The following is a 24,855-nucleotide window of genomic DNA, read 5'->3' as shown; positions in this document are numbered from 1 at the left end:
AACGCCATCCAGGCGTGCAACAAGGCTGGCAAGTACATCGGCATCTGCGGCCAGGGCCCATCGGACCACCCGGACCTGGCCAAGTGGCTGATGGAGCAAGGTATAGACAGCGTGTCGCTGAACCCGGACTCGGTGATCGAGACCTGGCTGTTCCTGGCGGAGGATGAAGAAACGAAAACCATGGAGCCCTCAACGCTGGAAGCCCTGGCGGCCTTCGCCCAGCGATAACGGGTAGCAGGCAGGTTCAGCATCAGCGGGCGGGGGCAACGACAGTTGCCCCCGCCTCGTTCCAGTCCTAGCCTTCGAGGTCGGTCGGCACAGCGAGCCCGGTTTTGACATTGCTCATTGAAACCAATGTCTTGAAGCGTTTGACGTTGTTGCTCTGGAAAAACAGCGCCCTGGTCAATTGCGTGTACTGCTCCATGTTCCTGACCAGCATGATCAGCACAAAATCACACTCGCCTGCCACGTAGTAGCACTGTTGAACCTGCGGGCACGCCATGAAACTCCTTTTCATTTCGTCCAGCAGCTCCAACCGCTCACTTTCTACCTCGATCTCGGTGATGACGGTCAGCATGTAACCCAGGCTCGCAGGGTTCACCTGCGCCACCGTGCGCTGAATGACCCCTTCGCTGCCCAATCGCTTCAATCGCCGATTGACCGCCGCAGAGGAGAGACTCACCTGCTCGCCAAGATCGATCTGGGAGGTTGTTGCATCACGCTGGACCGCCTCCAGCAAGGCACGGTCAAAGGAATCGAGGCTCATGGTCAACTCGTAATGAATCCATCAGTTCAAGCGACAAAACGCAATAAAACTACGCAAACAGGCACAAAATCAAGCTTTCATACACCATCGATGGAATATCATTTTTACCTGACCAAAGATAAACAACGCGAACGTTGCGGCATCCGCCCTTCGCACTGGGGAGATAAAAAATGACCAATGTGCCTGGCTTGCAATTGAATGGTGCGAAGCTTCTTCAGCAGATCAGGACCCTGGGCGATATCGGTGCCGACCTGGCCCAAGGTGGCAGGACGCGCATCGCACTCAGCGATGCGGAAAAAGCCGGGCGTGATCAATTGGTGGCGTGGATGCGCGAGCTTGAACTGGACATTCAGGTTGATCGCATCGGCAATATCTTTGGCTCGCTTCGCTGCGCAAGCGACACCGGACACCAACGCCCCTTCATGATGGGTTCGCATATCGACACGGTTACCAACGCCGGGGCCCTGGACGGCTGCTACGGTGTGCTGGCCGGGCTGGCCGTACAACGGGCATACCGCGAGGCTGGCGTGTTGCCACCGCGCACCATCACCGTGGGCGCCTTCACCAACGAGGAAGGCGTGCGCTACCAACCAGACATGATGGGCTCGCTGGTGTATGCCGGCGGCTTGAGCGTCGAAGCCGCTCTGGACACCGTGGGCACCGACAACAGCCGCCTGGGTGATGAGCTTGCCCGCATCGGCTATGCCGGCGAGTTGGAACCGGGCGCCATGGTGCCCCACGAATACCTGGAGCTGCACATCGAACAAGGCCCCATCCTGGAGGCGGAAAACACCTTGATCGGCGTGGTGGAAAATCTGCAGGGCATTTCCTGGCAGCGGGTGACGGTAAAAGGCAATGCCAACCACGCGGGCACTACCCCTACCCGCCTGCGGCACGATGCTGGCTATGTGGCCTGCGCCATCAGCACCGAGTTGCGCCACCTCGCCAAAGGCAGCGGCACCACGCTCGCGACTGTCGGCTGCATGGCCTTCGAGCCCAATGTAATCAACGTTATCCCGCGTCGTGCCAGCTTCACTGTCGACCTCAGGGACCCAGACGAAAGCCGACTGATCCAGGCTGAACAACAGCTCGCCGCACGCCTGGCAGACATTGCCGAAGAAGAAGGCGTGTCGATCGAAACCGAGCAACTGGTGCGATTCCAACCTGTGACCTTTGACCCATCCCTGGCCAATGCCATCGAAGCCTCTGCCCGACGCCTTGGTCTCAGTCACCGCCGCATGACCTCAGGCGCGGGCCACGATGCGCAGATGATCGCCCGCATTGCACCTGCCGCCATGATCTTCGTGCCCAGCCGCGGCGGCATCAGCCACAACCCCCGCGAACATACCGACGACGAACAGCTGCTCAACGGCGCTCAAGTGCTGCTGGATGTCGTCCAGCGGCGCCTGTCCACGCCTCGCTGATCCCCCTTGCCCACTTGTGCCCGCCGGTGATCACCGGCGGCAGTGGCCCCACTTTGCCTGTCATTGGAGTCCGAAATGCTGTTAGCGAACCCGAACGTAACCCGCCAACCCTACCCTGATGACCTCAAGCGGATCATGAGCATCGCCAGTGCCAACGAAAGTCGCCAGTGGCTTGGCCAGTGGTCGAGCATCAATGCCAAAGGCACTCCGCTGCATGACCTGCCAGGTCTTGCCAGTGAACTGGGCGTGGCCCAGGTATGGGTCAAAGATGAATCGGTGCGTTCGCAACTGGGCAGTTTCAAGGCGCTCGGCGCCCCGATCGCCTTGGTGCGCCTGATCATGCGTACCTTCGCCGAACGCCAGTTCAACGCTGCAGACCTGTTTGCCGGCAAGCATGCAGCCGAACTGGCCGACTTCACTGTCATCAGTGCTACCGATGGCAACCACGGACGTGCATTGGCGGCCGCAGCCCAGAGTATTGGCTGCCGCTGCGTGATCGTGCTGCATGCCAACGTCAGCGTCGAGCGAGAGACGGCCATCGCTGCCTATGGCGCACAGATCGTGCGCATCACCGGCAACTATGACGAATCTGTCGAGGAAGCGGCCAGCCTGGCAGAGCGCAACCGCTGGCGGGTCGTATCTGATACCTCGTACGAGGGCTATCAGGCTATCCCCAGGGATGTCATGCAAGGCTACGGCACCATTCCCGCCGAGATCATTGAAGACCTGCAAGCACAGCGCACCCCACGGCCGCCGTTTACCCACGTATTCCTGCAAGGCGGCGTGGGCGGCCTGGCCGCGGGTATTGCCAGCTACCTGTGGGAGCACTTTGCCGAGCAACGCCCTGCCTTCATCGTTGTTGAGCCGGCGCAAGCGGACTGCCTGTATCAGAGCGCAAAGTCCGGCAAGGCAGCCAAGGCAACCGGCTCGGTGGATTCCGTGATGGCAGGCCTGGCCTGCGGTGAAACCTCCCCGCTGGCCTGGCAGTTCCTGCAGCCGTGCGTCGACTTCTTCATGACCATCGAGGATGACGAAGCCGTGGCATCGATGAAGCGACTGGCTCAAGGCAGCCCGCAAGACATTCCGCTGGTTGCGGGTGAGTCAGCGGTAGCGGGCCTTTCTGCCCTGACCCGGCTGATGCACACCCCCAGCCTGGCTGCGGACGTCGGGCTCGATGGGCAATCGCGCGTGTTGCTGATCAGTACCGAGGGTGCAACGGCCCCGGGCGTTTACCAGGCACTGGTGGGCGAGTCGAGCGACTCGGTACTCAAGCGTCAAGAGGATTGGCTAGCCCGCACCTGATGGCTGCCCTTTCCTGATGCTCGCTGCAGAGTGCCCGCCGCCAGCCTTGGCAGCCCCAATGTGAAACAAAAGCCAGGCCAAGCCTGGCTCCTGTTTGCAGAAATAAAAGGCCGCCCAGCGTGGAGGCGGCAAAAGTCTCAAGCCGAAGCCTTCGACAAGGGTGAGAAACTGCAATCCATGAAAGTTACAAGCAACCGCAGTGACGTCTGCGGGTAAGCAGAAGCGAGGCGATGAGCACTCAGCCCAGGATCGAGCCGATGACTTCATCCAGAATGGCGACGCCTGCCTCGACTTCTTCAGCCGTGATAACGCAAGGGGGTGCCACGTGAATGCGGTTTTCAACCACGAACGGCAGCAAGCCCTGCTCCAACAGCTTGTTCTTCAGCGCCAGCATGGTTTGTGCAGCCAGCGGCGCGCGGGTGGCCTTGTCGCTGACGAACTCCAGGGCCCAGAAGACGCCGGCGCCACGGACTTCGCCAATGGCCGGGTGTCGCTGCTGCAGCTCACGCAGACGCGGGCCCAGGTGCTTCTCGCCGATTTCCCGGGCGTTCTCCACCACGCGCTCTGTACGCATGGTGTCGATCGAGGCGACGATTGAAGCCATGGCCAGCGGGTGCCCGGAGTACGTCAGGCCGCCCGGGAAGTAGTGGGTGTCGAAGTAGCTGCTCAGTTGCTCCGAAATCACCACGCCGCCGACAGGCACGTAACCAGAGTTCACCCCCTTGGCGAAGGTGATGAGGTCCGGCACGACGCCATAGTGCTCGAAGGCAAACCATTTGCCGGTACGGCCGAAGCCCGCCATCACTTCGTCGAGGATCAGCATGATGCCGAACTCGTTGGCCAGCTCGCGCACGCCCTGCATGTAGGCAGCCGGGGTCACCAGCACCCCGGCAGTACCCGGCAGGCTTTCGAGGAGAATCGCTGCGATCGAATTCGCACCTTCACACTCGATTACCCGGCGCAGGTGCTGCAATCCTCGTGCGGTTTCTTCCGCCTCGGTCTGGGCGTTGAATTCGCTGCGGTACAGATACGGGGTAAAGAAGTGCACGTGGCCACGGGCGTACTCGTTCGGCACGCGGCGCGGGTCGCCGGTGGCGACGATCGCCGAGCCGGTGTTGCCGTGATAGGAGCGGTAGGAAGACAGCACCTTGTCGCGGCCGGTGAACAGGCGCGCCATGCGCATCGCGTTTTCGTTGGCGTCAGCGCCACCGTTGGTGAAGAAGACTTTCCTGAAACCGGCGGGGGCCTGCTCGATGATGCGCTTGGCAGCTTCGCCGCGCACCAGGTTGGCCGTTGCCGGGGCAATGGTGGCCAGAGCGCCGGCTTGCTCCTGGATAGCCGCGATGACCGCCGGGTGCTGATGCCCCAGGTTGGTGTTGATCAGCTGGCTGGAGAAGTCCAGGTAACGCTTGCCATCGTAGTCCCAGACAGTACTACCCTCACCGCCGGCGATCACCAGAGGGTTGAGTGTTCCTTGGGTAGACCACGAGTGGAAGACGTACTCGCGATCGAGATCTTTCACGTATTGATTGGTAATCGCCATGATGCTTGTCGACCTGTTTATAAAGAGATCCAGACACTTGAAGGGTGACGAACGCCTGCGTCATCGCGGTTCTCCGTCAGAACAGTGAACGACGCAGGCATCCGAACCAGGGGCTTGCCTTAGCTATTGCTAGGGAAAGCAAATTGAGCGGCCTCGTGGCTGGTGCGTTTCGGCCAGCGCTGAGTGATCGCCTTCTTGCGGGTGTAGAAGCGCACACCGTCCGGGCCATAGGCGTGCAGGTCACCGAACAGCGAGCGTTTCCAGCCGCCGAAGCTGTGATAGCTCACGGGTACCGGCAGCGGTACGTTGACGCCCACCATCCCCACTTCGATCTCGTCGCAGAACAGGCGTGCCGACTCACCGTCACGGGTGAAGATGCAGGTGCCGTTGCCGTATTCATGGTCGTTGATCAGCTTGATGGCTGCTTCAAGGCTGCTCACGCGGACGACGCACAGTACCGGGCCGAAGATCTCTTCCTTGTAGATGCGCATTTCCGGGGTCACGCGGTCGAACAAGGTACCGCCGACGAAGTAGCCATCCTCATGGCCCGCAACCTTGAAGCCACGGCCATCGACAACCACCTTGGCACCCGCAGCCACGCCGTCATCGATGTAGCCCAGCACTTTGTCACGCGCAGCAGCAGTGACCAGCGGGCCCATGTCCAGGCCGCAGGACGTGCCTGCGCCGATCTTCAGCGCCTTGATCTGCGGCTCGAGCTTGGCGATCAGCGCATCGGCCACCTGGTCACCCACGCAGACTGCCACCGAGATGGCCATGCAGCGCTCACCGCACGAACCGTAGGCGGCACCCATGAGTGCGCTGACGGCATTGTCCAGCTCGGCGTCTGGCATCAGTACCGCGTGGTTCTTGGCGCCACCCAGTGCCTGCACGCGCTTGCCGCGCTTGGTGCCCTCGGCATAGATGTATTCGGCGATCGGGGTCGAGCCGACAAAGCTCAGCGCTTTGACTTCAGGTGCTTCAATCAGCGCATCGACAGCTTCCTTGTCGCCATGCACCACGTTCAGCACACCCTTTGGCAGGCCGGCTTCGTGCAGCAGTTCGGCGATCAACAGGGTCGAGCTTGGGTCACGCTCGGAGGGCTTGAGGATGAAGCAGTTGCCACAGGCAATGGCCAGCGGGTACATCCACAGCGGCACCATGGCCGGGAAGTTGAACGGGGTGATGCCAGCCACCACTCCGATTGGCTGCAGATCAGACCAGGCATCGATGTTCGGGCCGACGTTGCGGCTGTACTCGCCCTTGAGGATCTCTGGGGCAGCGGACGCGAACTCGACGTTCTCGATGCCGCGCTTGAGTTCACCCACGGCATCTTCAATGGTCTTGCCGTGTTCTTCGCTGATCAGTTGCGCGATGCGCTGCTCGTTCGCCTCAAGAAGCTGCTTGAAACGGAACATCACCTGGGCACGCTTGGCCGGCGGGGTATTGCGCCACGCCGGGAACGCCGCCTGGGCAGAGTCGATGGCCTTCTGTACCGTGGCACGGCTGGCCAGGCCAAGCGTGTGGATCGCCTGACCCGTGGAGGGGTTGAACACGTCGGTGGTGCGGGCATCGTCTGCGACGTGTTCACCGTGGATCAAGTGCTTGATAGTGTGCATCTTCGTTCCTCAAAGCTTGGTCACAAGCTGTGTCTGTATAAAGAAGCGCCCCCACCAGGCAGGGGCAGTCGTTCAGTTGATGCCGTGCAGGGCCTCGCCCACGGCATCGAACAAGCGATCCAGTTGCTGGGGTTGGGTATTGAAGGTTGGGCCGAACTGCAAGGTGTCGCCGCCAAAGCGCACGTAGAACCCCGCTTTCCACAGCGCCATGCCCGCCTCGAACGGGCGAACGATGGCATCTCCATCACGCGGGGCAATTTGCAGCGCCCCGGCCAGCCCGCAATTGCGGATGTCGACGACATGACTGGCGCCCTTGAGCCCGTGAATGGCTTTTTCAAAATGTGGCGCCAGCTCGGCCGACTGCTGGACCAGGCTGTCCTTTTCCAGCAGGTCCAGGGTCGCCAGGGCGGCAGCACAGGCGACCGGATGGGCCGAGTAGGTATAGCCATGGGCAAACTCGACCGCGTATTCAGGGGATGCCTGATACATGAACGCATCGTAGATCTTGCTGCTGGCAATCACCGCGCCCATTGGAATGGCGCCGTTGCTGACTTGCTTGGCCACGTTCATCAGGTCGGGCGTTACACCGAAATACTCGGCGCCACTCATGGCGCCCATCCGCCCGAATGCCGTGATGACCTCATCGAAGATCAGCAGGATGTCATGCTGATTGCAGATTTCCCGCAGGCGCTGCAAGTAGCCTTGCGGCGGCACGATGACACCGGCCGAGCCAGACATCGGCTCGACAATGACTGCAGCGATGTTCGAGGCGTCATGCAGTTCGATCAGCTTGAGCAGTTCATTGGCCAGCGCCACGCCGCCGGTTTCGGCAGCCCCCTTGGTAAAGGCCAGCTCGGGCTGCAGCGTGTGCGGCAGGTGATCAACGTCCAGCAACTGGCCGAACATCTTGCGGTTGCCGCCGATGCCACCCAGCGAAGTGCCTGCAACGTTCACCCCATGGTAGCCACGGGCACGGCCGATCAAGCGGGTCTTCTGCGGCTGCCCTTTCAGTCGCCAGTAGGCGCGAGCCATCTTGATCGAGGTGTCAGCACATTCCGAGCCGGAGCCCGTGAAAAACACGTGGTTGAGGTCACCCGGCAGCAGGCTGGCGATCCGCTCTGCCAGCTTGAAGGACAGCGGGTGGCCATACTGGAATGCCGGTGAGTAATCCAGCGTCACCAGTTGCCTTGCCACAGCATCAGCTATTTCCTGGCGCGCATGGCCCGCACCGCATGTCCACAGGCCGGAGAGGCTATCGAACACCTCCCGCCCTTGCTCATCGATCAGCCAGTTGCCCTTGGCACCGACAATGAAGCGCGGATCCTTCTGGAAATTGCGATTCGAAGTAAACGGCATCCAGTGGGAAGCCAGCTGAAGCCCACTGGCCAAGGGAAGACGTGCTTGCAGGGCCTGATTCATGGCGGTGGATCCTGAGCTGGTTTGATGCGACCTAGCTTGAACCCAAGGGTAATGTGCGTTAAATCTGTATTTTCTTTACGTCAGTTATCGGATTACTCACGCATGACAAAAAAAACACCCTTGCATCAAGTCAGTGATTTCGACCTGAGGTTGCTACGGGTTTTCAAGACAGTGGCCGAGTGCGGGAGTTTTTCCGGTGCGGAAAGCGTGCTGGGCATCACCCGCTCGGCCATCAGCCTGCACATGGGCGACCTGGAAAAACGCCTGGGCATGCGCCTTTGTCAGCGCGGTAGAGCGGGCTTCGCCCTGACCGATGAAGGCCGTGAGGTACTGCGCGCCAGTGAGACCGTCCTGGTCGCCATCGAGGGCTTTCGCAGCGAAGTGAACCAGATGCACCAGCAGTTGCGCGGCGACCTGAACGTAGCGATCGTGAACAACCTGGTCACCCAACCCAAGATGCGCATCACCCATGCCCTCAAGGCCGTCAGGGCCGAAGGCAGCGGGGTTCGCATCAACCTCAGCATGAGCACACCTGGCGAGATCGAGCGCGGCCTGCTCGATGGCCGCTTGCATGTCGGCGCCGTGCCGTTGATCACGCCGCTTTCAGGCCTGGACTACAGCCTGCTGTACGAGGAACGGTCCAACCTCTACTGCAGCCATGAGCACCCGCTGTACGCCTGCGCCGCCTCGGTTACCGACGAGCAACTTGCCCAGGCAGACGCCGTCATTCCCGTCTACCGCATGACCGCCGAAGCGATCGGCCTGCATCAGCTGCTGAACTTCGCCGCCTCGGCAACGGACCGGGAAGGCATCGCCTTCCTGATCCTCACCGGCAGCTACATCGGCTTCCTGCCCGACCACTACGCCGCGACCTGGGTGGAGAAAGGCCTGATGGCGCCTCTGGACCCCAGTCGCCTGTACTTCGATTCGAAGCTGGCAATTGCAACCCGCAAGGGGCGCCGGCAAAACCTCATTCTCGAGCGCTTCATCGACGCACTGCAGCTGACCGGCAGCCCCGCCTAGCTTCACCCCCTCCCGGCAAATCTCTCCGACGCCTTCGATCATTTGCGCAGTGATCGAGGGCGTTTTTGCTTCAAAAAATTATTTGGCCCGTGTTGACATGCAGCGGGAAATCGCAATAGCCTGAATGCATCGCTGCACACATTGCAGCACTCAAACAAAAACACAGCTCTCGTTATTCGCTTGCTCTTCTGTCTACAAGAACAACTCACCGGAGAGATTTGAAATGGCACGGTTCCTTTCACGCAAAATGAGCGGCATTGCCAGCCTCACCGCAGCGCTTTGGCTCATGCAGCCGATCGCTCAAGCCGAAAACCAGACCTGGCAAAGTGTCCAGCACGCAGGCGTGCTTCGCTGCGGCGCAGCGGTTGCCGCCCCGTATGTGATGCGCGATCCCGCCACTGGCCAATACAGCGGGTTCTTCGTCGACCTTTGCCGCGACTTCGCCGAAAACGTGCTGAAGGTCAAGGCGCAGTTTGTCGACACCAGCTGGGACAATCAGGTGGCCGGGCTGCAGAGCGGCAAATGGGACATGGCGATGGCGCTCAACAAGACACCTGAACGCGCCAAGGCAGTGGCGTTTTCGGTACCCGCCACCGACTATCAGATCTCGTTGCTGGTGAACAGGAAGAACCCCAAGTTCAGCGGTGCCGGCAACAGCCTGAGCGACTACGACAAGCCCGGCGTGACCATCGCCGTGATCTCCGGGACGGCAGCTGACAAGGCGGTCTCGGCAGCCATCAAAAGTGCCACGCTCATGCGCCTCCCCGGCTCCGATGAAACCCGCATGGCGCTGATGTCCAAGCGTGCCGACATCCTCGCCGACGCCAATGACACCAACCATTTGTTCGCCATGGCCAACGACTGGGCCAACGAGGTGCTTCCGGTACCTGCTCTGGCCAAACAAGGTGTGTCCTTTGCCCTTGCCCTGCAGACGCCCCCCGAGGACATGGCTGAGCTCGACGCCTACCTGACGCAGCGCCGTGAAAGCGGTGAGATCGACAAGCTGGTGGACAAAGCCTCCGCCCAGATCATTGCGGGCAACAAAGCCCAGTAACTCCTTGACGCGTCGAGGGCCCCGGCCAAGGGAGCCTTCGCGGAGAGAACTGTAATGACCACTCCCCATTTGGTGGCTTCCCAGCCACAGGCTTCGCTCACCCCGAATTCCGCCCAGGGCGGCTGCTTCATCCAACTTCAACAGGTACGCAAGGCCTATTCCGAGCAGCTGGTGGTGATGGACGGGATGAACCTCGACATGCGCGCCGACGACCGCCTGGTGATCATCGGCCCGTCCGGCAGCGGCAAAAGCTCGTTGCTGCGTGTGCTGATGGGCCTTGAAGGCATCCAGGGCGGCAGCATCCAGTTCCAGGGCAAACCCTACATCGATGGCAGCCGCAAACAGGGCAAGCCGCTGGATGAGCACCTGCACAAGCAGATCGGCATGGTGTTCCAGCACTACACGCTGTTCCCGCACCTGTCGGTGCTGGGCAACCTGATCCTGGCGCCCGTGAAGGTGCATGGCCTGAGCAAGGCCGAAGCCACCGAAAAGGCCCGCGCCTACCTCGCTCGCCTGGGCCTGGAAAGCAAGCTGCACGCCTACCCCAGCCAGCTGTCCGGCGGGCAGAAGCAGCGCGTGGCGATCGCCAGGGCACTGATGCTCGAACCGCGCCTGATGCTGTTCGATGAAGTCACCTCGGCGCTGGACCCGGAAATGGTCATCGAAGTGCAGAACGTGATGCTGCAACTGGCCGAACAGAAGATGGCCATGATCATCGTTACCCACGACATGCACTTCGCCCGGCATATCGCCACCCGCGTGGTGTTCTGCGCCAACGGCAAGGTGGTCGAGCAAGGGCCGCCCGAACAGATCTTCACCCAGCCTCGCGAGGCCCGCACCCGCGAGTTCCTCGAGAAAGTCGTGCAGTTCGATTGAGGGCCTGGCCATGAACTACCAATTCGACTTCCATTTCCTGAGCGGCAGCCTGCCGGCGCTGCTCGACGGGCTGAAGGTGACGCTGGAACTGGCGCTGGTCTCGAACCTCATCGGCCTGACCTGCGGCTTCCTGTTGTGCCTGATGACACTGAGCCGCTGGTTCTTCGTGCGTTGGCCGGCGCAACTGTTCATCGAGTTTTTCCGCTGCACCCCGGCGCTGCTGCAGATCGTCTGGTTCTTCTATTGCGTGCCGATGCTGTTCGACGTGTTCATCGACCCGATTGCCATGGGTTTCCTGGCGCTGGGGCTGAACCTCACGGCATTCAACGCCGAAGCCTATCGGGCCGGTGTTCAGGCTGTGCCACGCGAACACCTGGATGCCTCGATCGCGCTTGGCCTGAAGAACTGGCAACGGACGGTCTACGTGATCCTGCCGCAGTCGCTGCGCAGTGCCCTGCCGGTGCTGATCACCAATGGCATCGGCACCCTGCAACAAAGCGCGCTGGTGGCCATCGTCGCAGTCGCCGATCTGATGTACATCGGCAAGAGCCTGGCCACCGAGGCCTATCGTCCCCTTGAAACCTACACCCTGATCGCCTTGATCTACTTCGCCCTGTCGCTGCCGATCGCGCAGCTGGTGCAGTGGTTCGAGCGTCGTCAGGAACTGGCCGGCCAACGCTGAGGAGCCCACCATGCCACTCGATTTCTCGGTTGTTCTGGGCTACTGGCCGGTGCTGCTCAAAGGCCTGGCCCTGACGCTGGCCTTCACCGGTGTCTGCGCCGTGCTGGGCAGCCTGCTCGGCTTCGTGGTCAGCCTGCTGCGCCAGGTGAAGCTGAAGCTGGTGCGCCTGCCACTGACGCTGTACGTGGAGTTTTTCCGTGGCACGCCGCTGCTGATCCAGCTGTTCTGGGTGTTCTTCTGCTTCCCTGTGGTATTCGGCCTGGATATTCCCCCTTACGTGTCGGTGCTGATCGCCCTGACCCTGTACATGGGGGCAATCACCAGCGAGACCTTCCGTGGCGCACTGAAGTCCATCGCCAGCGAACAGCACGATGCCTGTACCGCGCTGGGCCTAAGCCCGAAGGTCAAGGTGCTCTACGTGATCTTCCCGCAGGCCCTGCTGCGCGCGGTGCCACCGCTGCTGTCGAACGTGGTCAGCCTGTTCAAGGAGAGCGCGCTGATCTCCTCGGTCGGGGTCGCCGACCTGATGTTCGTCGGCCAGAACATTTCCAACAGCACCGCCCGCCCGGTCGAGTTCCTCTCGGCGGTGGCGGTCATCTACTTCCTCGTCGCATTCCCGCTGACCCGCCTGGTCGGCGTGGTCGAAGGGCGCCTGCTGCGCCGCTTCGCCTACTGATTCTTACCCACCCCTAGGAGAGAACACCATGAAACTCAAAGGCATCCTGCCCGCCCTGGTCACCCCGTTCGACGCCGCTGGCAAAGTCGACCACGACACCCTGGCCTCGATCCTGGAGCATCAGCTCAAGGCCGGTGTCAGCGGTTTCGTACCACTGGGTTCGACCGGTGAGTACTACGCACTGACCAACGAAGAGCGCCGCCAGATCCTGGCCACAGTCAAGGAAGTGGTGGGCGATCGCGGCACCCTGATCGCTGGCGCCAACGGCTCATGCACCCGTGAAGTGCTGGAACAGATCAAGCAGACCGTCGATGCCGGCTACACCAACCTGCTGATCGCCCCACCCTACTACGCCCTGCCATCGCAGGAAGAGCTGCTGGCCCACTACAACACCATTCTCGAGACCTTCCCCGAGATCAATGTGGTGCTCTACAACTATCCTATCCGTACCAACGTCGAAGTCGGCATGGATGTGATCGCCGCGCTCAACGACCACCCACGCGTGATCGGCATCAAGGAAAGCAGCGGCAACCTGCTGCGCGCCATCGAGATCGGCGAGAAGTACAAGGGCATCCAGCTCTCCTGCGGCTCCGATGACCAGGCCCTGGACTTCTACCTGTGGGGCGCCGACAGCTGGATCTGCGGCCCGGCCAACATCTTCCCGGAGAAGGTCGTGGCTTTCCACAAGGCGTTCACCAGCGGCGATATCCGCGGTGCCCAGCAGGTGATGCGCAGCCTGTTCCCGGCCATGGCCAACCTGGAAAGCGGCAAGTTCGTGCAGAAGGTCAAGTACGGCGCCGAGCTGGCCGGCTTCAAGGTCGGCAATGCCCGCGCACCGCTGCTGCCGCTGACCGATGAGGAAAAGACCGAGTTCCGCAAAGTGTTCGAAGCTTCGCAGCAATAATGCTCCACGGGGCCGCCATGCGGCCCCTTCGCACCCTCTCTTGATACGAGACAGACTCATGAACACCCCACAATCGTCATCGCAGAACGCCGTAGTCATCGGCGGCGGTATCGTCGGTGTCTGCTGCGCGCTGTACCTGCAGCGCGAGGGCCACAAGGTCACGCTCATCGACCCCGCCGCCCCCGGCGACAGTACCGCCAAGTGGAGTTGCGGTCAGATGGCGGTCAGTGAAGTCATTCCGCTGTCCAAACCTGGCATTCTGATGAAGATCCCAGGCTGGCTGCTTGACCAGAAAGGCCCCCTGGCCCTGCGCCCGAGCGCGCTGCCCGGCATCCTGCCCTGGTTCCTGCGTTTCCTGGCCTGCGCCCGCTCATCGAAAATCCATGAGATCGCCCAGGACATGGCCCGCCTGACCCAGCACGTCTATGCGGACTACGCCCCGTTGCTCGACGCCTGCCCGGACAAGACACTGCTGGGCGATCGACCGATTCTCGAAGTGTTCGATTCGCCCGCCGGCCTGGCCCACGAACGCCCGCACCTGGAGCTGCGCAAGCAACTGGGCTTCAAGTCGGAGGAACTGGATGGCGCGGCCATTGGCGACCTCGAGCCGGCACTGGCCGGCAAATTCCAGCATGGCCTGATGTTCCCTGACTGGCGCGCGGTCAGCGACACCGAAGGGTTCATCGCGGCACTGACCGAAAGTTTCATCAGCCAGGGCGGTGTGCGCCTGCGCCAGAGCGCCGTGAAGATCGACGAGAACCATGACCGCGCCAGCGGCGTGACCCTGGCCGATGGCACTCGCCTGCCCGCCGATCACGTGGTGGTCGCCGCAGGCACCGGCGCCCGTCCGTTCTTTGACAGCCTGGGGGTGAACATCCCGCTGGCCGGCATCGCTGGCTACCAGGCCGTCTTGCCCCGACCGGACGTGGAAATCCGCCATTCGGTGATCTACGCCGACGGCGGCTTCTGCTTCGCGCCGATGACCCGTGGCCTGCAGATCGGCGGCACCATCGAGTTCGCGGCCCCAGGCGCCGAGCCGAACTTCAAGCGCGCCGAAATCATCATGGAAAAGGCCCGCCGTGTGCTGCCGCAACTCAACACCCAGGGGATGGAGTTCGGTGTCGGCTACCGGCCGTTCCTGCCGGATACCAAGCCGGTGATCGACCGCTCCCCCCGCCTGAACAACGTGATCATGGCGTTCGGCCACGGTCAGCTCGGCCTGACCTTGGGCGCCACCACCGGCCGCCTGGTCGCCGACCTGGTCGCCCACCGTACGCCTGCACAAAACCTGACCGCATTCAGCGCCCGACGCTTCGCCCTTATTGGAGGTACAGCATGAACCGTTACGACCAGTTCTACATCAATGGCCAATGGGTCAGCCCGATCAATGGCGGCAGCTTCGATTCCTTCGACCCGAGCGATGAAAGCCTGATCACCACCGTGGCATCCGGCTGCGCCGAAGACATCGATGTTGCCGTGAAAGCGGCCCGCGCTGCATTCGACGAGGGCCCATGGCCTCGCCTGAGCGGTGCCGAACGTGGCGCCTACCTGCGCAAGATCGCTGACGGTATCCGTGCCCGCCAGGAAGAACTGGCAACCATCGAAGTGCGCGACAACGGCAAGCCATTCCCGGAGGCCATGTGGGACATCGGTGATACCGCAGGCTGCTTCGATTACTACGCCTACCTGGCCGAGGAGCTGGATCGAAACCGGGAAAAGGATGTGACCCTGTCCGACGACCGCTTCAGCTCGATCGCCCGCAAGGAACCGATCGGCGTTGCCGGTGCGATCGTACCGTGGAACTTCCCGATGCTGATGGCTTCGTGGAAGATCGCCCCAGCCCTCGCGGCGGGCTGCAGCATCATCCTCAAGCCCGCCGAACAGACCTCGCTGACCGCGCTGGAGCTGGCCCGCATCGCCGATGAGGCCGGCCTGCCTGCCGGTGTGCTGAACATCGTCACCGGCCCGGGTTCCAAAGTCGGCGCCGCGCTGACCGCGCACCCGGGCGTGGACAAGCTGGCCTTCACCGGCAGCGTGCCGGTCGGCAGCCGCATCATGCAAGCCGCCGCCCAGGACATCAAGAACGTGACCCTGGAGCTGGGTGGCAAGTCGCCCTTCGTGATCTTCGCCGACAGCGACATCGAGAAGGCCGTCGAGTGGATCATGTTCGGGATCTTCTGGAACAAGGGTGAAGTCTGCTCGGCCACCTCCCGCGTGCTGGTCGAGCGTTCGGCCTATGAGCCACTGCTCAAGCGCCTGGCCGAGGAAACCCGCAAGATCAAGATCGGCAACGGCATGGAAGAAGGCGTGCTGCTTGGCCCGCTGGTCAACCGCAGCCAGTACGACGGCACCCTGCAGGCCATCGCCCGCGGGCTGGAAGCAGGCGCGCGCCTGGTCTGCGGTGGCGAACGCCCTGCGCACCTGGACAAAGGTTTCTACCTGCAACCGACCGTGTTTGCCGACGTACCGGAAGACAGCTGGATCTGGAACGAAGAAATTTTCGGCCCAGTGGTCTGCATCCGTCCGTTCGACACAGAAGAGGAAGCGGTTCAATCAGCCAACAACTCGCGGTTCGGCCTGGGGGCTGCGGTCATGTCCAAAGACCTGGAGCGCTGCGAGCGGGTCGCCCGCAAGTTCCGCGCCGGCATCGTCTGGATCAACTGCTCGCAACCGACCTTTACCGAAGCACCGTGGGGCGGTTACAAGACCAGTGGCATCGGCCGCGAGCTGGGCGAATGGGGCCTGAACAACTACCTGGAAACCAAGCAGATCACCCGCTACGACAGCGAACAGCCTTGGGGCTGGTACATCAAGTGAGGTAACGACCATGCGTTGGAAACAGACGCTTCAGCTGGCTGAGGTGCACTGCGAAGGCGAGATCGGCAAGGTCATCACCGGGGGCGTCATCGGCGTCCCGGGTGCCACCATGCTCGACAAGATGAACTACATCAACGAAGTCGACGACAGCCTGCGCCGGCTGGTGACGCTGGAGCCACGCGGCTGCCTGCAGATGTCGGTCAACCTGCTGTTGCCGCCGACCCGGCCGGAGGCCCAGGCTGGCTTCATCGTGCTGCAGGCGGACAAGGCCCACCCGATGTCCGGCAGCAACTGCATCTGCGTGGTCACCGCGCTGCTGGAACTGGGCATGGTGCCGATGCAGGAACCGGAAACCACGGTGGTGCTCGACACCCCTGCCGGCCTGGTCACCGCCCGCGCCCAGTGCGCCGACGGCCGCTGCCTGAGCGTTTCGCTGGACATGGTGCCCGCGTTCGTCGAGCACCTGGACCTGGCCATCGAAACCGAAGCATTCGGTACGATCAGCATCGACGTGGCATTTGGCGGCGTCTACTACGCCTTGATTGACGTCGACCAGACCGGCCTGTCGATCGCCCCGGAAAATGCCCGCGCCCTGGCCGATGCCGGCGTGGCGTTGAAGGACGTGATCAATCGCCAGCTGAACATTCAGCATCCGCTGCTGCCCTCGGTCAACGAAGTGGCATACGTGATGTTCCGCAACCGCCTGGACGATCGCACCTACCAGACCTGCACCACCCTGCCACCCGGGCGGGTCGATCGCTCGCCCTGTGGCACCGGCAGCTCGGCCAACCTGGCCACCCTGGCGGCACGGGGGCGGGTGCAGGCCGGCGACCAGCTGGTATCGCGCTCGACCATCGGCGGCCAGTTCCAGGTGGCCTTGCTCGGCCACACCGAGGTGGCCGGCAAGCCGGCGGTATTGCCGCGGGTGACAGGCCGCGCCTGGCTGTACGGCCTGCAGCAGCTGGGCGTGGACCCGGACGATCCGCTCGCGGCGGGCTTCATGCTGAGTGATACCTGGGGGGTCGGCTTGAGTCAGTAACGCTGCCACACTGTACCTGGCCTGCGCCGGGTACAGTGCCCTCGCTCGAAACCAGACGGCGTTGCCCCTGGGTGAATATCGATCACCCACAACCGAATACAGGGATGCCGTACGTTCGACCTTGCCTCCCGCTGGAGCGATTCCACGACAACAGAGACACAAAAATAATCAGGCCTGACCTGTATGATACGGGTCAGACCAACCGAGACCTGATGATGGCAAAAGACAACGAAACGGAAAGCGGCCCTCGTCGGCACAGCGGGCGCTACATCTATGAAGAGCTGCGCAAGCAGATCCTGACCCTGAAACTGAAGCCGGGCGTGCAGCTCGACGAGGTATCCCTGGCGGCTCAATTCGGGCTTTCCCGGTCGCCTGTGCGCGATGCGCTGGCGCGCCTGATTACCGAAGGCCTGGTGGTGATCCTGCCGAACCGCACCACGCTGGTCACGCCTTTCGAGATCGAAGAATTCCCTAACTACATCTCCGCCCTGGACCTGATCCAGCGCGCAGTGACGCGCCTGGCGGCAACCCAGCACAGGGCCGAAGACCTCCAGGCGATCCGGGATGCAGATGCGGCCTACCTCGCTGCGGTGACGACGGGTGACTTCCAGGCCATGTCCGAACTGAACAAGGCGTTCCACATGGCCATTGCCCACGCCGGGCGCAACCCGTACTTCATCAACTACTACGAGCGCCTGCTGGGCGAAGGTCAGCGCCTGCTGCACCTGCATTTTGATCATGTTGTCAGCTCTGCCAGCGCGCATCGCCTGGGCCGCGACCACGATGAGATCATCCAGGCGATTGCCTCCCGGGATGCCGATGCAGCGGAAGCGGCCGCGCATGAGCACACCATGCTGTTCCAGCGGCGCTTCCTCGACTACATGCAACAGAATCTGACTGCGCGCATGTCCGTCGGCTGAGCGCTGCAACCCGCGAAAGACGCGGCCTTCGATCACCAGGGTGACGGGCCGCAGCGTCACTGCAGAGGTTAACCCATAGCTGCATTCCCACCTTGCGCCAGCCTTGTCGCAGGGGCATTCGCATGCCTGAAAATCGGGCCTGATCCCGCTTTCTGACAGCCCCTCGAAAAGCTGCCTGTACGCCTCTATTTCATTGCATGCAATCATGCATACATGATATTCATAAGCCGAAGCGCTCCACCCGTTCACAACAACAATCGGTGAGGTTCACGCTCCAATGAACAGATTTGCAAACAAGGTAGTCATCGTTACCGGAGCCGCTGGCGGTATCGGTTCGGCAATCGCCACACGCTTCGCCCGCGAAGGCGCCACAGTGGTTGTCAGCGACGTCAACCTGCAAGCGGCTCAGGCAGTGGTCGAAGCCTTGCAGTCCGAAGGCCATCAGGCGCTGGCCATTTCGGCAGATATCGGCCAGGGTGAGGCATGCCGCGGATTGATCAAGGATGTGCTGGCACAGCTCGGCCGGATCGATGTCCTGGTCAATAATGCCGGCATCAACCGCCGCGGCAACCTGCTCGCGCTGAGCGAGGATGATTGGCACAGCAGCTTTGCGGTCAACGTGGACTCGATGTTCCACCTGTGCCGGGCCGTTCTGCCAGCAATGATCGAAGCCGGTGCCGGGGCGATCGTGAATACCGCGTCGCAATGGGGGCTTCACCCTGCGCCTGGGCATATCGCGTACAACGTCACCAAAGCGGCAGTGGCCTCATTCACCCAGAACCTGGCGCGCGATTATGCCCCGCACAACATTCGCGTGAATGCGGTGTGCCCTGGCGAGATCCACACCCCGATGCTCGAAGCCGGCGTGCTTCGTTCGGGCCGCACCATTGCAGACCTTGACCGGATGGTACCGCTGGGGAGGATTGGCAAACCTGAAGAGGTTGCGGCGTTGGTGGCCTTCCTGGCCTCGGATGAAGCAGCCTTCATGTGTGGCTCGCTGGTCGAAATCACAGGCGCCCAGGCCGTGGCGTGATGCCGCCACACTGCAGGATTTTGCGCCGACCATAATGGCCAACAGCAAACAGCCCAGATCGATGACTGTCGAACCTGGGCCGTTTGCTATGGAGGGGGAAGAATCTTTTTCCAACGACGCCGATTACTTTCACCCACACCCAGTTGCGAAATTCATTACGGTGAAATACTGTACACACATACAGCACAACAAGGAATCGCCTCCGTGGCCAACACCGCCGAAGCAACCGCAAGCAGCTACCAGCAACTGGGCCTGCGCATTCAGAAAATCATCAACAACCCCCTCGCCCAGCGCAGCCGCGCCGCGCTGATCTTTCGCCTGGAGCACGAGTCGCCCGATGACTGGGAAACCCTGCTCGAGGAAATCGCCGAAAACGACAACGTCACCCTCGCCCACCGCGACGACGGCGGCGTGCAGATCTTCTGGACCGTGCCGAAGGAAGACTGAGGCTCAGGGCAGCGCCTGCAGGTAGGCACTGGCCTCGCGATAACGGGCCAGCCGCGCCAGGTCGGCGGGGCCTGGCACGGGAATACGCGAGAGGTCACTGTTGTCGGCCAGGTCAGCCAGCTTGACGGTGCGCGCCAGCGGGTCACTGCCCAGGCGCACCACGAAGTCCTGATAACTTTCGCCCTTGTTCCGGCTCAGGGCCAGCAAGGAGGCGAGAATTTTCAGGGGGAAGCCCTCACGGGCCAGGTCGGAAAGGGTCAGCGACGTGTCTTCGATCACGTCATGCAGCACCGCGACAATGCGCTGCTCCGGTGTGCTGACCCGCATCATCACCCGCAACGGGTGGAGGATATAGGCCGCTCCACCCTTGTCATATTGCCCTTCATGTGCCCTGGCGGCCACAGCGATGGCCCGCTCCAGCGTAGACATGAGGCCCTCCCCGTTTGGCTAGTCTCAGGCCAAGCATAGCCGGGGAAGACTACAGATTACAGTTAACGCTGCGCACCATGCTGGATGACGATCGAATCGGTACCCAGCTTGGCCATCACCTCGGCCTTGCGCGCATCGGCTTCGGCCTTGCTCGGGAACGGCCCCATCAGCACCACGGGTTTGCCGTCGCGGTACTCCACCGAAGACGGGATGCCCTTCTCGATCAGGCGTGCGGTCATGTCGGTCAGCGCCCCCATGTTGGCACCCTGGATCACTTCGACGTCCCAACCTTCAGGGGCCGGCTGATCAGCCAGCGCCTCGGCACGGCGCTGCAGGTCGGCGCCGCCGCAGTATTCGCGAATACGCAGGTTGTTGCCGCCATCATCGACAATGATCTCGTATTGGCCGTCGGCACCCTTGATCGCCACGTAGCTGCGGTACGCCTCGTACTGGCCGGCATCGTCCTTGCCACGCACCTGGCCGCAGAGGGTGCCCTTGGTGTCGATCCGCACGTTGCCGAACTTGGCGGTCTTGGGGTTGTGCAGGTGCTCGGCAACCTGCTTGTGCACACCCTCGACCTCGTTCTCACAGCCCGCCAGGGCCAGCACTGCCAATACCACTGCCAGTTTGCGCACGCGTGTACCTCCAGATTCGAAGGGGCGGATTCTACCACGGCCGCCCTGGGCACCGCCCGCGACCAAAGGTTACACGCTGCTTCGAGGGGGGCTTTTTCGAGAGGGGCATGGAATGCAAAAAGGGCGATCCTTGCGGATCGCCCTTTTCATTGCCCGGAGACCGGGACTTTGTTTGGTAGGCACAATTGGACTCGAACCAACGACCCCCACCATGTCAAGGTGGTGCTCTAACCAACTGAGCTATGTGCCTGTCGTGTGGTGCGCATATTAGTGATCGAATGCGTACCTGTAAAGCGTTTTTTTCAAAAAAATCAAAAACTTTCAGAAACCTGCAGGCGACGGCGCCCGCCGCCTCGAATGCGCCCACAATGCAAAAAGGGCGACCCTTGCGGATCGCCCTTTTCGATGCCCGGAGACCGGGACTTTGTTTGGTAGGCACAATTGGACTCGAACCAACGACCCCCACCATGTCAAGGTGGTGCTCTAACCAACTGAGCTATGTGCCTGTCGTGTGGTGCGCATTCTACGCAATCCAAAAAACCTGTCAACACTTTTTTTCGCGCTAACTCACTGAATCTTAAACTGTTTATAGAGAAGGGCCCGTTGCAGGCCAGTAAAGGATTTTCAACAGACGACTAGCGGGTGTTTATTATTATTGATAGCATCGGTACATTCGTTAAAAATATAAAACACAGAGGTTCCTGCAGCATGGCTAACACCCCCTACCCCCAGTCCTACTACGCCGCCTCGGCAAACCCGGTGCCGCCACGTCCGGCGCTGCAGGGTGAGGTGGAAACCGATATCTGCATCATCGGTGCCGGCTACACCGGCCTGTCCAGCGCGCTGTTCCTGCTGGAAAACGGCTTCAAGGTGAGCATCGTCGAAGCGGCCAAGGTCGGCTTCGGCGCATCGGGCCGCAACGGTGGCCAGATCGTCAACAGCTACAGCCGCGACATCGACGTCATCGAGCGCACCGTCGGCCCCAAGCAGGCACAACTGCTGGGCCAGATGGCCTTCGAAGGCGGCCGCATCATCCGTGAGCGCGTGGCCAAGTACAACATCCAGTGTGACCTGAAGGACGGCGGCGTCTTCGCTGCGCTGACCGCCAAGCAGATGGGCCACCTGGAATCGCAGAAGCGCCTGTGGGAACGCTTTGGCCACAATCAGCTGGAGCTGATGGACCAGAAGCGCATCCGTGAAGTGGTCGCCTGCGACAACTACCTGGGCGGCATGCTGGACATGAGCGGCGGGCACATCCACCCGCTGAACCTGGCCCTGGGTGAAGCCGCCGCGGTCGAGTCGCTGGGCGGCATCATTTATGAGCAGACCCCGGCCATCCGCATCGAGCGTGGTGCCAACCCGGTGGTGCACACCCCGCAGGGCAAGGTCCGCGCCAAGTTCATCATCGTTGCCGGCAACGCCTACCTGGGCAACCTGGTACCAGAGCTGGCCGCCAAGTCGATGCCATGCGGCACCCAGGTGATCACCACCGAGCCGCTGGGCGAAGAACTGGCCCGCACCCTGCTGCCGCAGGACTACTGCGTGGAAGACTGCAACTACCTGCTCGACTACTACCGCCTGACCAGCGACAAACGCCTGATCTTCGGCGGTGGCGTGGTGTACGGCGCGCGCGACCCGGCCAACATCGAAGCGATCATTCGCCCGAAGATGCTCAAGGCCTTCCCGCAGCTGAAGAACGTCAAGATCGACTACGCCTGGACCGGCAACTTCCTGCTGACCCTGTCGCGTCTGCCACAGGTCGGCCGTATCGGCGACAACATCTACTACTCGCAGGGTTGCTCGGGCCACGGCGTGACCTACACCCACCTGGCGGGCAAGGTGCTGGCCGAGGCCCTGCGTGGCCAGGCCGAGCGTTTCGACGCCTTCGCCGGCCTGCCGCACTACCCGTTCCCGGGTGGCCAGATGCTGCGCGTGCCGTTCAGCGCCATTGGTGCCTGGTACTACAGCCTGCGCGATCGCCTGGGCTTCTGATGATGTAAGCAGGACTGGCCCTTTCGCGGGACAAGCCCGCTCCTACAGGAGCGGTGTCGCCCCGCGAAAGGGCTGGTGCAGGTGAAGCTATTTGTTCAGGCTACGCACGGCCTGTTTCGCCGCCACTTCCTGGCCCGCTCGGGCCAGTTCGTCGGCAGCCTGCAGCCAACGCTGGCGGTCCACCTGGGCCGGCAGCTGGCGCGGGGGCTGCACCAGCACCGCCCAACTGCCCTCCTTCGCCCACGCCGAGGCAAAGTCATCGAACGCCATCAACTGGCGCCGATGCATCCCTGAGCGCAGCAGCACGCGCTTCTTGAAGCTGTCATAACCGATCAGCACCGCGTAACGCGGCTCGCTCCACCACGCCGAACCTTCCTCGTAACGCAGCAGCACCGGATTGCCAGCGGCCACCTGGGTCAGCAAGGCATCCAGTTGCTTGTCCAGCGGGTACACCACCATGCCGTACTCGCGGGCCACGCGCGGGATGCTGGTTTCCAGCGCATCGGCGCCCTTGGGCAGATTCAGCGGCTTGTCCAGCAACCCCGGGGTAATCGGCGCACCTTGCTGTGAGAGCAGCGCGGCCAGGGCCATCGCCCCGCTGTGGTTGGCATTGCCGCGATAGAACGGCACGCTGCTGATTTCGACCCGCTGGGGCATGCCCTTGAGGCTTGCAGGGGGTGCGCTGGCGCAGCCGCCCAGGGTCGCGGCCACCAGGCAGGCGGCCAGCAGCTGACGTGGGACGGTCGCCCAGCTCTTGCAGGAATGTTGCTCCATGGACACTCGCTTGTTCCGATGCCAGGCGGGCAGCGCCCGGCTCTGGCAGCGATCATAGGATGCCGCGTTGCGCGGGTATAGTCCGACAAGAAATTGGAACCAATCGGCTTAAGCAATCGACCTTTGGTCAATGGAACGTCTCGGCCGGGCAGCTAGACTAAAGCTGTGTCTGGAGGGCAAACCGCAGGTTGGCCCAAGAGAAGGAGGCACACATGAGCCTGACCATGGCAATCCTCATGCTGGTGGGTATGTGGTTGAGCGTCGCGGCCGCCATGCTGTGGGGTGTTCTGCGTATTGTGCGGCGTCATTCCCAGCATCACCACCTGCCACCACAGGCCCCGGCCAAGGCGCAGCCCGTGCGCAGGGCGCGGCGGCATGCTGGCGTGCACTGAGGTTTCTTCACCAGAATGCAAACGGGGCGCCAAGCGCCTCGTTGTTTTTTTCATCAGCCTTCGGCGGCTTCACGCTTGAGCCGCGCTCGGCGGGCCAGGATGTTGAGGATCTCGATCACCGTCGAGAAGGCCATCGCCGCATACACATACCCCTTCGGTACATGGGCGCCAAAACCTTCGGCGATCAGCGTCATGCCGATCATGATCAGGAAGCCCAGGGCCAGCATCACCACCGTCGGGTTGTCATTGATGAAGTTGGCCAGCGGGTCGGCGGCCACCATCATGACAATGACTGCGGTGATCACGGCAATGATCATGATCGGCAGGTGCTCGGTCATGCCCACGGCAGTGATGATGCTGTCGACCGAGAAGACGATGTCCAGCAGCAGGATCTGGAAGATCGCCGCAGCAAAGCCCAAGGTAACCGTGTTAGAAACCTTGGCTTCTTCCTTGGCGCCGTGCGGGTCGACGTTTTCGTGAATCTCCTTGGTGGCCTTCCACAGCAGGAACAGGCCGCCGGCAATCAGGATCACGTCCTTCCAGGAGAAGGCGTTGCCGAACACTTCGAACACCGGGTCGGTCAACTGCACGATCCAGGCCACGGTGCTGAGCAGCGCCAGGCGCATGACCAAGGCCATGCTGATACCGATACGGCGCGCCTTGGAGCGGTACTCCACAGGCAGTTTGTTGGTCAGGATCGAGATGAAGATCAGGTTGTCGATACCCAGTACCACTTCCATGGCCACCAGGGTAGCCAGGGCGACCCAGGCGGTAGGGCTAGCGGCGAGTTCCAGCAAGTATTCCATTGTTCAAATCCTGAAGCGGCGGTTGGGGTCAGATTTCTTGGGTGTGTGCTTTCTTCTCGGCGTCCTTGGGCTTTTGGCCCTCGTGACCGATGGCATCGCTCAACGCCTGCTGGGCGGCCTTGTTGGTGTCGTCGATGGCCTGCTTGGCCGACTTGGCGGCCTGGTCGAGCATCTGCTGGGCAGACTTCTCGGCCTGGTCGCAACCGGCCAGGCTGAACAGCGCCAGGGCCAGCACCAGCGGAGTGCCAATGGATTTGAGTTGCAGCATGGTGTCCTCGCTTGAAAA

27 protein-coding genes and 2 tRNA genes are annotated in these 24,855 nt (G+C 62.0%); 18 read left to right on the top strand and 11 right to left on the bottom strand.

Annotated elements, in window-relative coordinates:
- Positions 1-228, top strand: a 228-nt coding sequence (locus tag ACIPZ8_RS22335; RefSeq protein ID WP_400727619.1) for a putative PEP-binding protein, incomplete at its 5' end; no start/stop codon positions are given.
- A gap of 67 nt (positions 229-295) precedes the next feature.
- On the opposite strand, the gene ACIPZ8_RS22330 is transcribed toward ACIPZ8_RS22335, so the two are convergent.
- A complete protein-coding gene (locus tag ACIPZ8_RS22330; protein WP_400727617.1) occupies positions 296-766 on the bottom strand; it encodes an Lrp/AsnC family transcriptional regulator in 471 nt (156 codons plus the stop codon).
- Positions 767-778: 12 nt separating this feature from the next.
- Between ACIPZ8_RS22330 and ACIPZ8_RS22325 the strand changes: the two genes are divergently transcribed.
- The 3 genes from ACIPZ8_RS22325 to ACIPZ8_RS22315 all read left to right on the top strand — a co-directional run bounded on the left by ACIPZ8_RS22325 (position 779) and on the right by ACIPZ8_RS22315 (position 3,492).
- A complete protein-coding gene (locus ACIPZ8_RS22325; RefSeq protein ID WP_400727614.1) occupies positions 779-940 on the top strand; it encodes a hypothetical protein in 162 nt (53 codons plus the stop codon).
- Positions 937-2,190, top strand: coding sequence for a Zn-dependent hydrolase (locus ACIPZ8_RS22320; RefSeq protein ID WP_400727611.1), 1,254 nt, complete (start codon positions 937-939; stop codon positions 2,188-2,190). The genes ACIPZ8_RS22325 and ACIPZ8_RS22320 overlap by 4 nt, the downstream gene beginning before the upstream one ends.
- Positions 2,191-2,265: 75 nt before the next feature.
- Complete coding sequence (locus tag ACIPZ8_RS22315; RefSeq protein ID WP_400727608.1) at positions 2,266-3,492, top strand: diaminopropionate ammonia-lyase; 1,227 nt, start codon at positions 2,266-2,268, stop codon at positions 3,490-3,492.
- Between the two features lie 238 nt (positions 3,493-3,730).
- Here ACIPZ8_RS22315 and ACIPZ8_RS22310 read toward each other — a convergent pair whose 3' ends face one another.
- From ACIPZ8_RS22310 to ACIPZ8_RS22300, 3 genes are all read right to left on the bottom strand, one after another.
- The gene (locus ACIPZ8_RS22310) at positions 3,731-5,035 is read right to left on the bottom strand and encodes an aspartate aminotransferase family protein (protein ID WP_400727605.1); all 1,305 of its coding nucleotides are present in this window, start codon (positions 5,033-5,035) and stop codon (positions 3,731-3,733) included.
- Between the two features lie 119 nt (positions 5,036-5,154).
- Positions 5,155-6,651: a CoA-acylating methylmalonate-semialdehyde dehydrogenase gene (locus ACIPZ8_RS22305; protein WP_400727602.1), complete on the bottom strand. Its 1,497-nt coding sequence runs from the start codon at positions 6,649-6,651 to the stop codon at positions 5,155-5,157.
- Between the two features lie 72 nt (positions 6,652-6,723).
- Positions 6,724-8,070, bottom strand: a complete 1,347-nt coding sequence (locus ACIPZ8_RS22300; RefSeq protein ID WP_400727599.1) for an aspartate aminotransferase family protein — start codon at positions 8,068-8,070, stop codon at positions 6,724-6,726.
- A 102-nt stretch (positions 8,071-8,172) separates the two neighbouring features.
- Here ACIPZ8_RS22300 and ACIPZ8_RS22295 point away from each other — a divergent pair, with 102 nt between their 5' ends.
- The 12 genes from ACIPZ8_RS22295 (at position 8,173) to ACIPZ8_RS22240 (ending at position 19,541) form a co-directional block, all read left to right on the top strand.
- Positions 8,173-9,093 carry a LysR family transcriptional regulator gene (locus ACIPZ8_RS22295; RefSeq protein WP_400727596.1) on the top strand — a complete coding sequence of 307 codons (921 nt, stop codon included), beginning with the start codon at positions 8,173-8,175 and terminating at the stop codon, positions 9,091-9,093.
- 124 nt (positions 9,094-9,217) lie between these two features.
- A complete protein-coding gene (locus tag ACIPZ8_RS22290) occupies positions 9,218-10,147 on the top strand; it encodes a substrate-binding periplasmic protein (RefSeq protein ID WP_400727593.1) in 930 nt (309 codons plus the stop codon).
- A 54-nt stretch (positions 10,148-10,201) separates the two neighbouring features.
- Positions 10,202-11,023, top strand: coding sequence for an amino acid ABC transporter ATP-binding protein (locus tag ACIPZ8_RS22285; RefSeq protein WP_400727590.1), 822 nt, complete (start codon positions 10,202-10,204; stop codon positions 11,021-11,023).
- 10 nt (positions 11,024-11,033) lie between these two features.
- Entirely contained in the window at positions 11,034-11,705 is a 672-nt protein-coding gene (locus tag ACIPZ8_RS22280) for an amino acid ABC transporter permease (protein ID WP_400727587.1), read from the top strand.
- Positions 11,706-11,715: 10 nt separating this feature from the next.
- A complete protein-coding gene (locus ACIPZ8_RS22275; RefSeq protein WP_400727584.1) occupies positions 11,716-12,381 on the top strand; it encodes an amino acid ABC transporter permease in 666 nt (221 codons plus the stop codon).
- A 28-nt stretch (positions 12,382-12,409) separates the two neighbouring features.
- Complete coding sequence (dapA, locus tag ACIPZ8_RS22270) at positions 12,410-13,285, top strand: 4-hydroxy-tetrahydrodipicolinate synthase (RefSeq protein WP_400727582.1); 876 nt, start codon at positions 12,410-12,412, stop codon at positions 13,283-13,285.
- Between the two features lie 58 nt (positions 13,286-13,343).
- Positions 13,344-14,624 carry an NAD(P)/FAD-dependent oxidoreductase gene (locus ACIPZ8_RS22265; RefSeq protein WP_400727579.1) on the top strand — a complete coding sequence of 427 codons (1,281 nt, stop codon included), beginning with the start codon at positions 13,344-13,346 and terminating at the stop codon, positions 14,622-14,624.
- Positions 14,621-16,102, top strand: coding sequence for an aldehyde dehydrogenase family protein (locus tag ACIPZ8_RS22260; RefSeq protein ID WP_400727576.1), 1,482 nt, complete (start codon positions 14,621-14,623; stop codon positions 16,100-16,102). The genes ACIPZ8_RS22265 and ACIPZ8_RS22260 overlap by 4 nt, the downstream gene beginning before the upstream one ends.
- Before the next feature lie 10 nt (positions 16,103-16,112).
- Positions 16,113-17,141 (top strand): proline racemase family protein, encoded by a 1,029-nt coding sequence (locus ACIPZ8_RS22255; protein WP_400727574.1) that lies wholly within the window; start codon positions 16,113-16,115, stop codon positions 17,139-17,141.
- Between the two features lie 215 nt (positions 17,142-17,356).
- Positions 17,357-18,061: a GntR family transcriptional regulator gene (locus ACIPZ8_RS22250; RefSeq protein ID WP_400727571.1), complete on the top strand. Its 705-nt coding sequence runs from the start codon at positions 17,357-17,359 to the stop codon at positions 18,059-18,061.
- A 277-nt stretch (positions 18,062-18,338) separates the two neighbouring features.
- Positions 18,339-19,094 (top strand): SDR family NAD(P)-dependent oxidoreductase, encoded by a 756-nt coding sequence (locus ACIPZ8_RS22245; protein WP_400727568.1) that lies wholly within the window; start codon positions 18,339-18,341, stop codon positions 19,092-19,094.
- 204 nt (positions 19,095-19,298) lie between these two features.
- Positions 19,299-19,541 (top strand): DUF1654 domain-containing protein, encoded by a 243-nt coding sequence (locus ACIPZ8_RS22240; protein ID WP_054884963.1) that lies wholly within the window; start codon positions 19,299-19,301, stop codon positions 19,539-19,541.
- Between the two features lie 3 nt (positions 19,542-19,544).
- Here the strand turns inward: ACIPZ8_RS22240 and ACIPZ8_RS22235 are convergent, their stop codons facing one another.
- From ACIPZ8_RS22235 to ACIPZ8_RS22220, 4 genes are all read right to left on the bottom strand, one after another.
- The gene (locus ACIPZ8_RS22235; RefSeq protein WP_400727565.1) at positions 19,545-19,970 is read right to left on the bottom strand and encodes a GTP pyrophosphokinase; all 426 of its coding nucleotides are present in this window, start codon (positions 19,968-19,970) and stop codon (positions 19,545-19,547) included.
- 62 nt (positions 19,971-20,032) lie between these two features.
- Positions 20,033-20,605, bottom strand: a complete 573-nt coding sequence (locus ACIPZ8_RS22230; protein WP_346651857.1) for an SPOR domain-containing protein — start codon at positions 20,603-20,605, stop codon at positions 20,033-20,035.
- A gap of 173 nt (positions 20,606-20,778) precedes the next feature.
- A tRNA-Val gene (locus tag ACIPZ8_RS22225) sits at positions 20,779-20,855 on the bottom strand.
- A gap of 179 nt (positions 20,856-21,034) precedes the next feature.
- A tRNA-Val gene (locus ACIPZ8_RS22220) sits at positions 21,035-21,111 on the bottom strand.
- A gap of 202 nt (positions 21,112-21,313) precedes the next feature.
- Here ACIPZ8_RS22220 and ACIPZ8_RS22215 point away from each other — a divergent pair.
- Positions 21,314-22,597 (top strand): NAD(P)/FAD-dependent oxidoreductase, encoded by a 1,284-nt coding sequence (locus ACIPZ8_RS22215; RefSeq protein ID WP_400727562.1) that lies wholly within the window; start codon positions 21,314-21,316, stop codon positions 22,595-22,597.
- Positions 22,598-22,684: 87 nt separating this feature from the next.
- Here ACIPZ8_RS22215 and ACIPZ8_RS22210 read toward each other — a convergent pair whose 3' ends face one another.
- Positions 22,685-23,371, bottom strand: coding sequence for a peptidase C39 family protein (locus tag ACIPZ8_RS22210; protein ID WP_400727559.1), 687 nt, complete (start codon positions 23,369-23,371; stop codon positions 22,685-22,687).
- A 212-nt stretch (positions 23,372-23,583) separates the two neighbouring features.
- On the opposite strand from ACIPZ8_RS22210, the gene ACIPZ8_RS22205 reads away from it, so the two are divergent.
- Positions 23,584-23,763: a hypothetical protein gene (locus ACIPZ8_RS22205; RefSeq protein WP_027920521.1), complete on the top strand. Its 180-nt coding sequence runs from the start codon at positions 23,584-23,586 to the stop codon at positions 23,761-23,763.
- Between the two features lie 53 nt (positions 23,764-23,816).
- On the opposite strand, the gene ACIPZ8_RS22200 is transcribed toward ACIPZ8_RS22205, so the two are convergent.
- Both ACIPZ8_RS22200 and ACIPZ8_RS22195 read right to left on the bottom strand, forming a co-directional pair.
- Positions 23,817-24,569 carry a TerC family protein gene (locus ACIPZ8_RS22200; RefSeq protein WP_103446775.1) on the bottom strand — a complete coding sequence of 251 codons (753 nt, stop codon included), beginning with the start codon at positions 24,567-24,569 and terminating at the stop codon, positions 23,817-23,819.
- 28 nt (positions 24,570-24,597) lie between these two features.
- Complete coding sequence (locus ACIPZ8_RS22195) at positions 24,598-24,837, bottom strand: hypothetical protein (protein WP_110638690.1); 240 nt, start codon at positions 24,835-24,837, stop codon at positions 24,598-24,600.
- Between the last annotated feature and the right edge of the window lie 18 nt (positions 24,838-24,855).

The organism is Pseudomonas sp. NPDC089422 (genome assembly GCF_044749405.1).
Lineage (GTDB): Bacteria > Pseudomonadota > Gammaproteobacteria > Pseudomonadales > Pseudomonadaceae > Aquipseudomonas.
The sequence above is the reverse complement of the archived record's forward strand: the minus strand, read 5'-3'. Positions and strand labels throughout refer to the sequence as shown.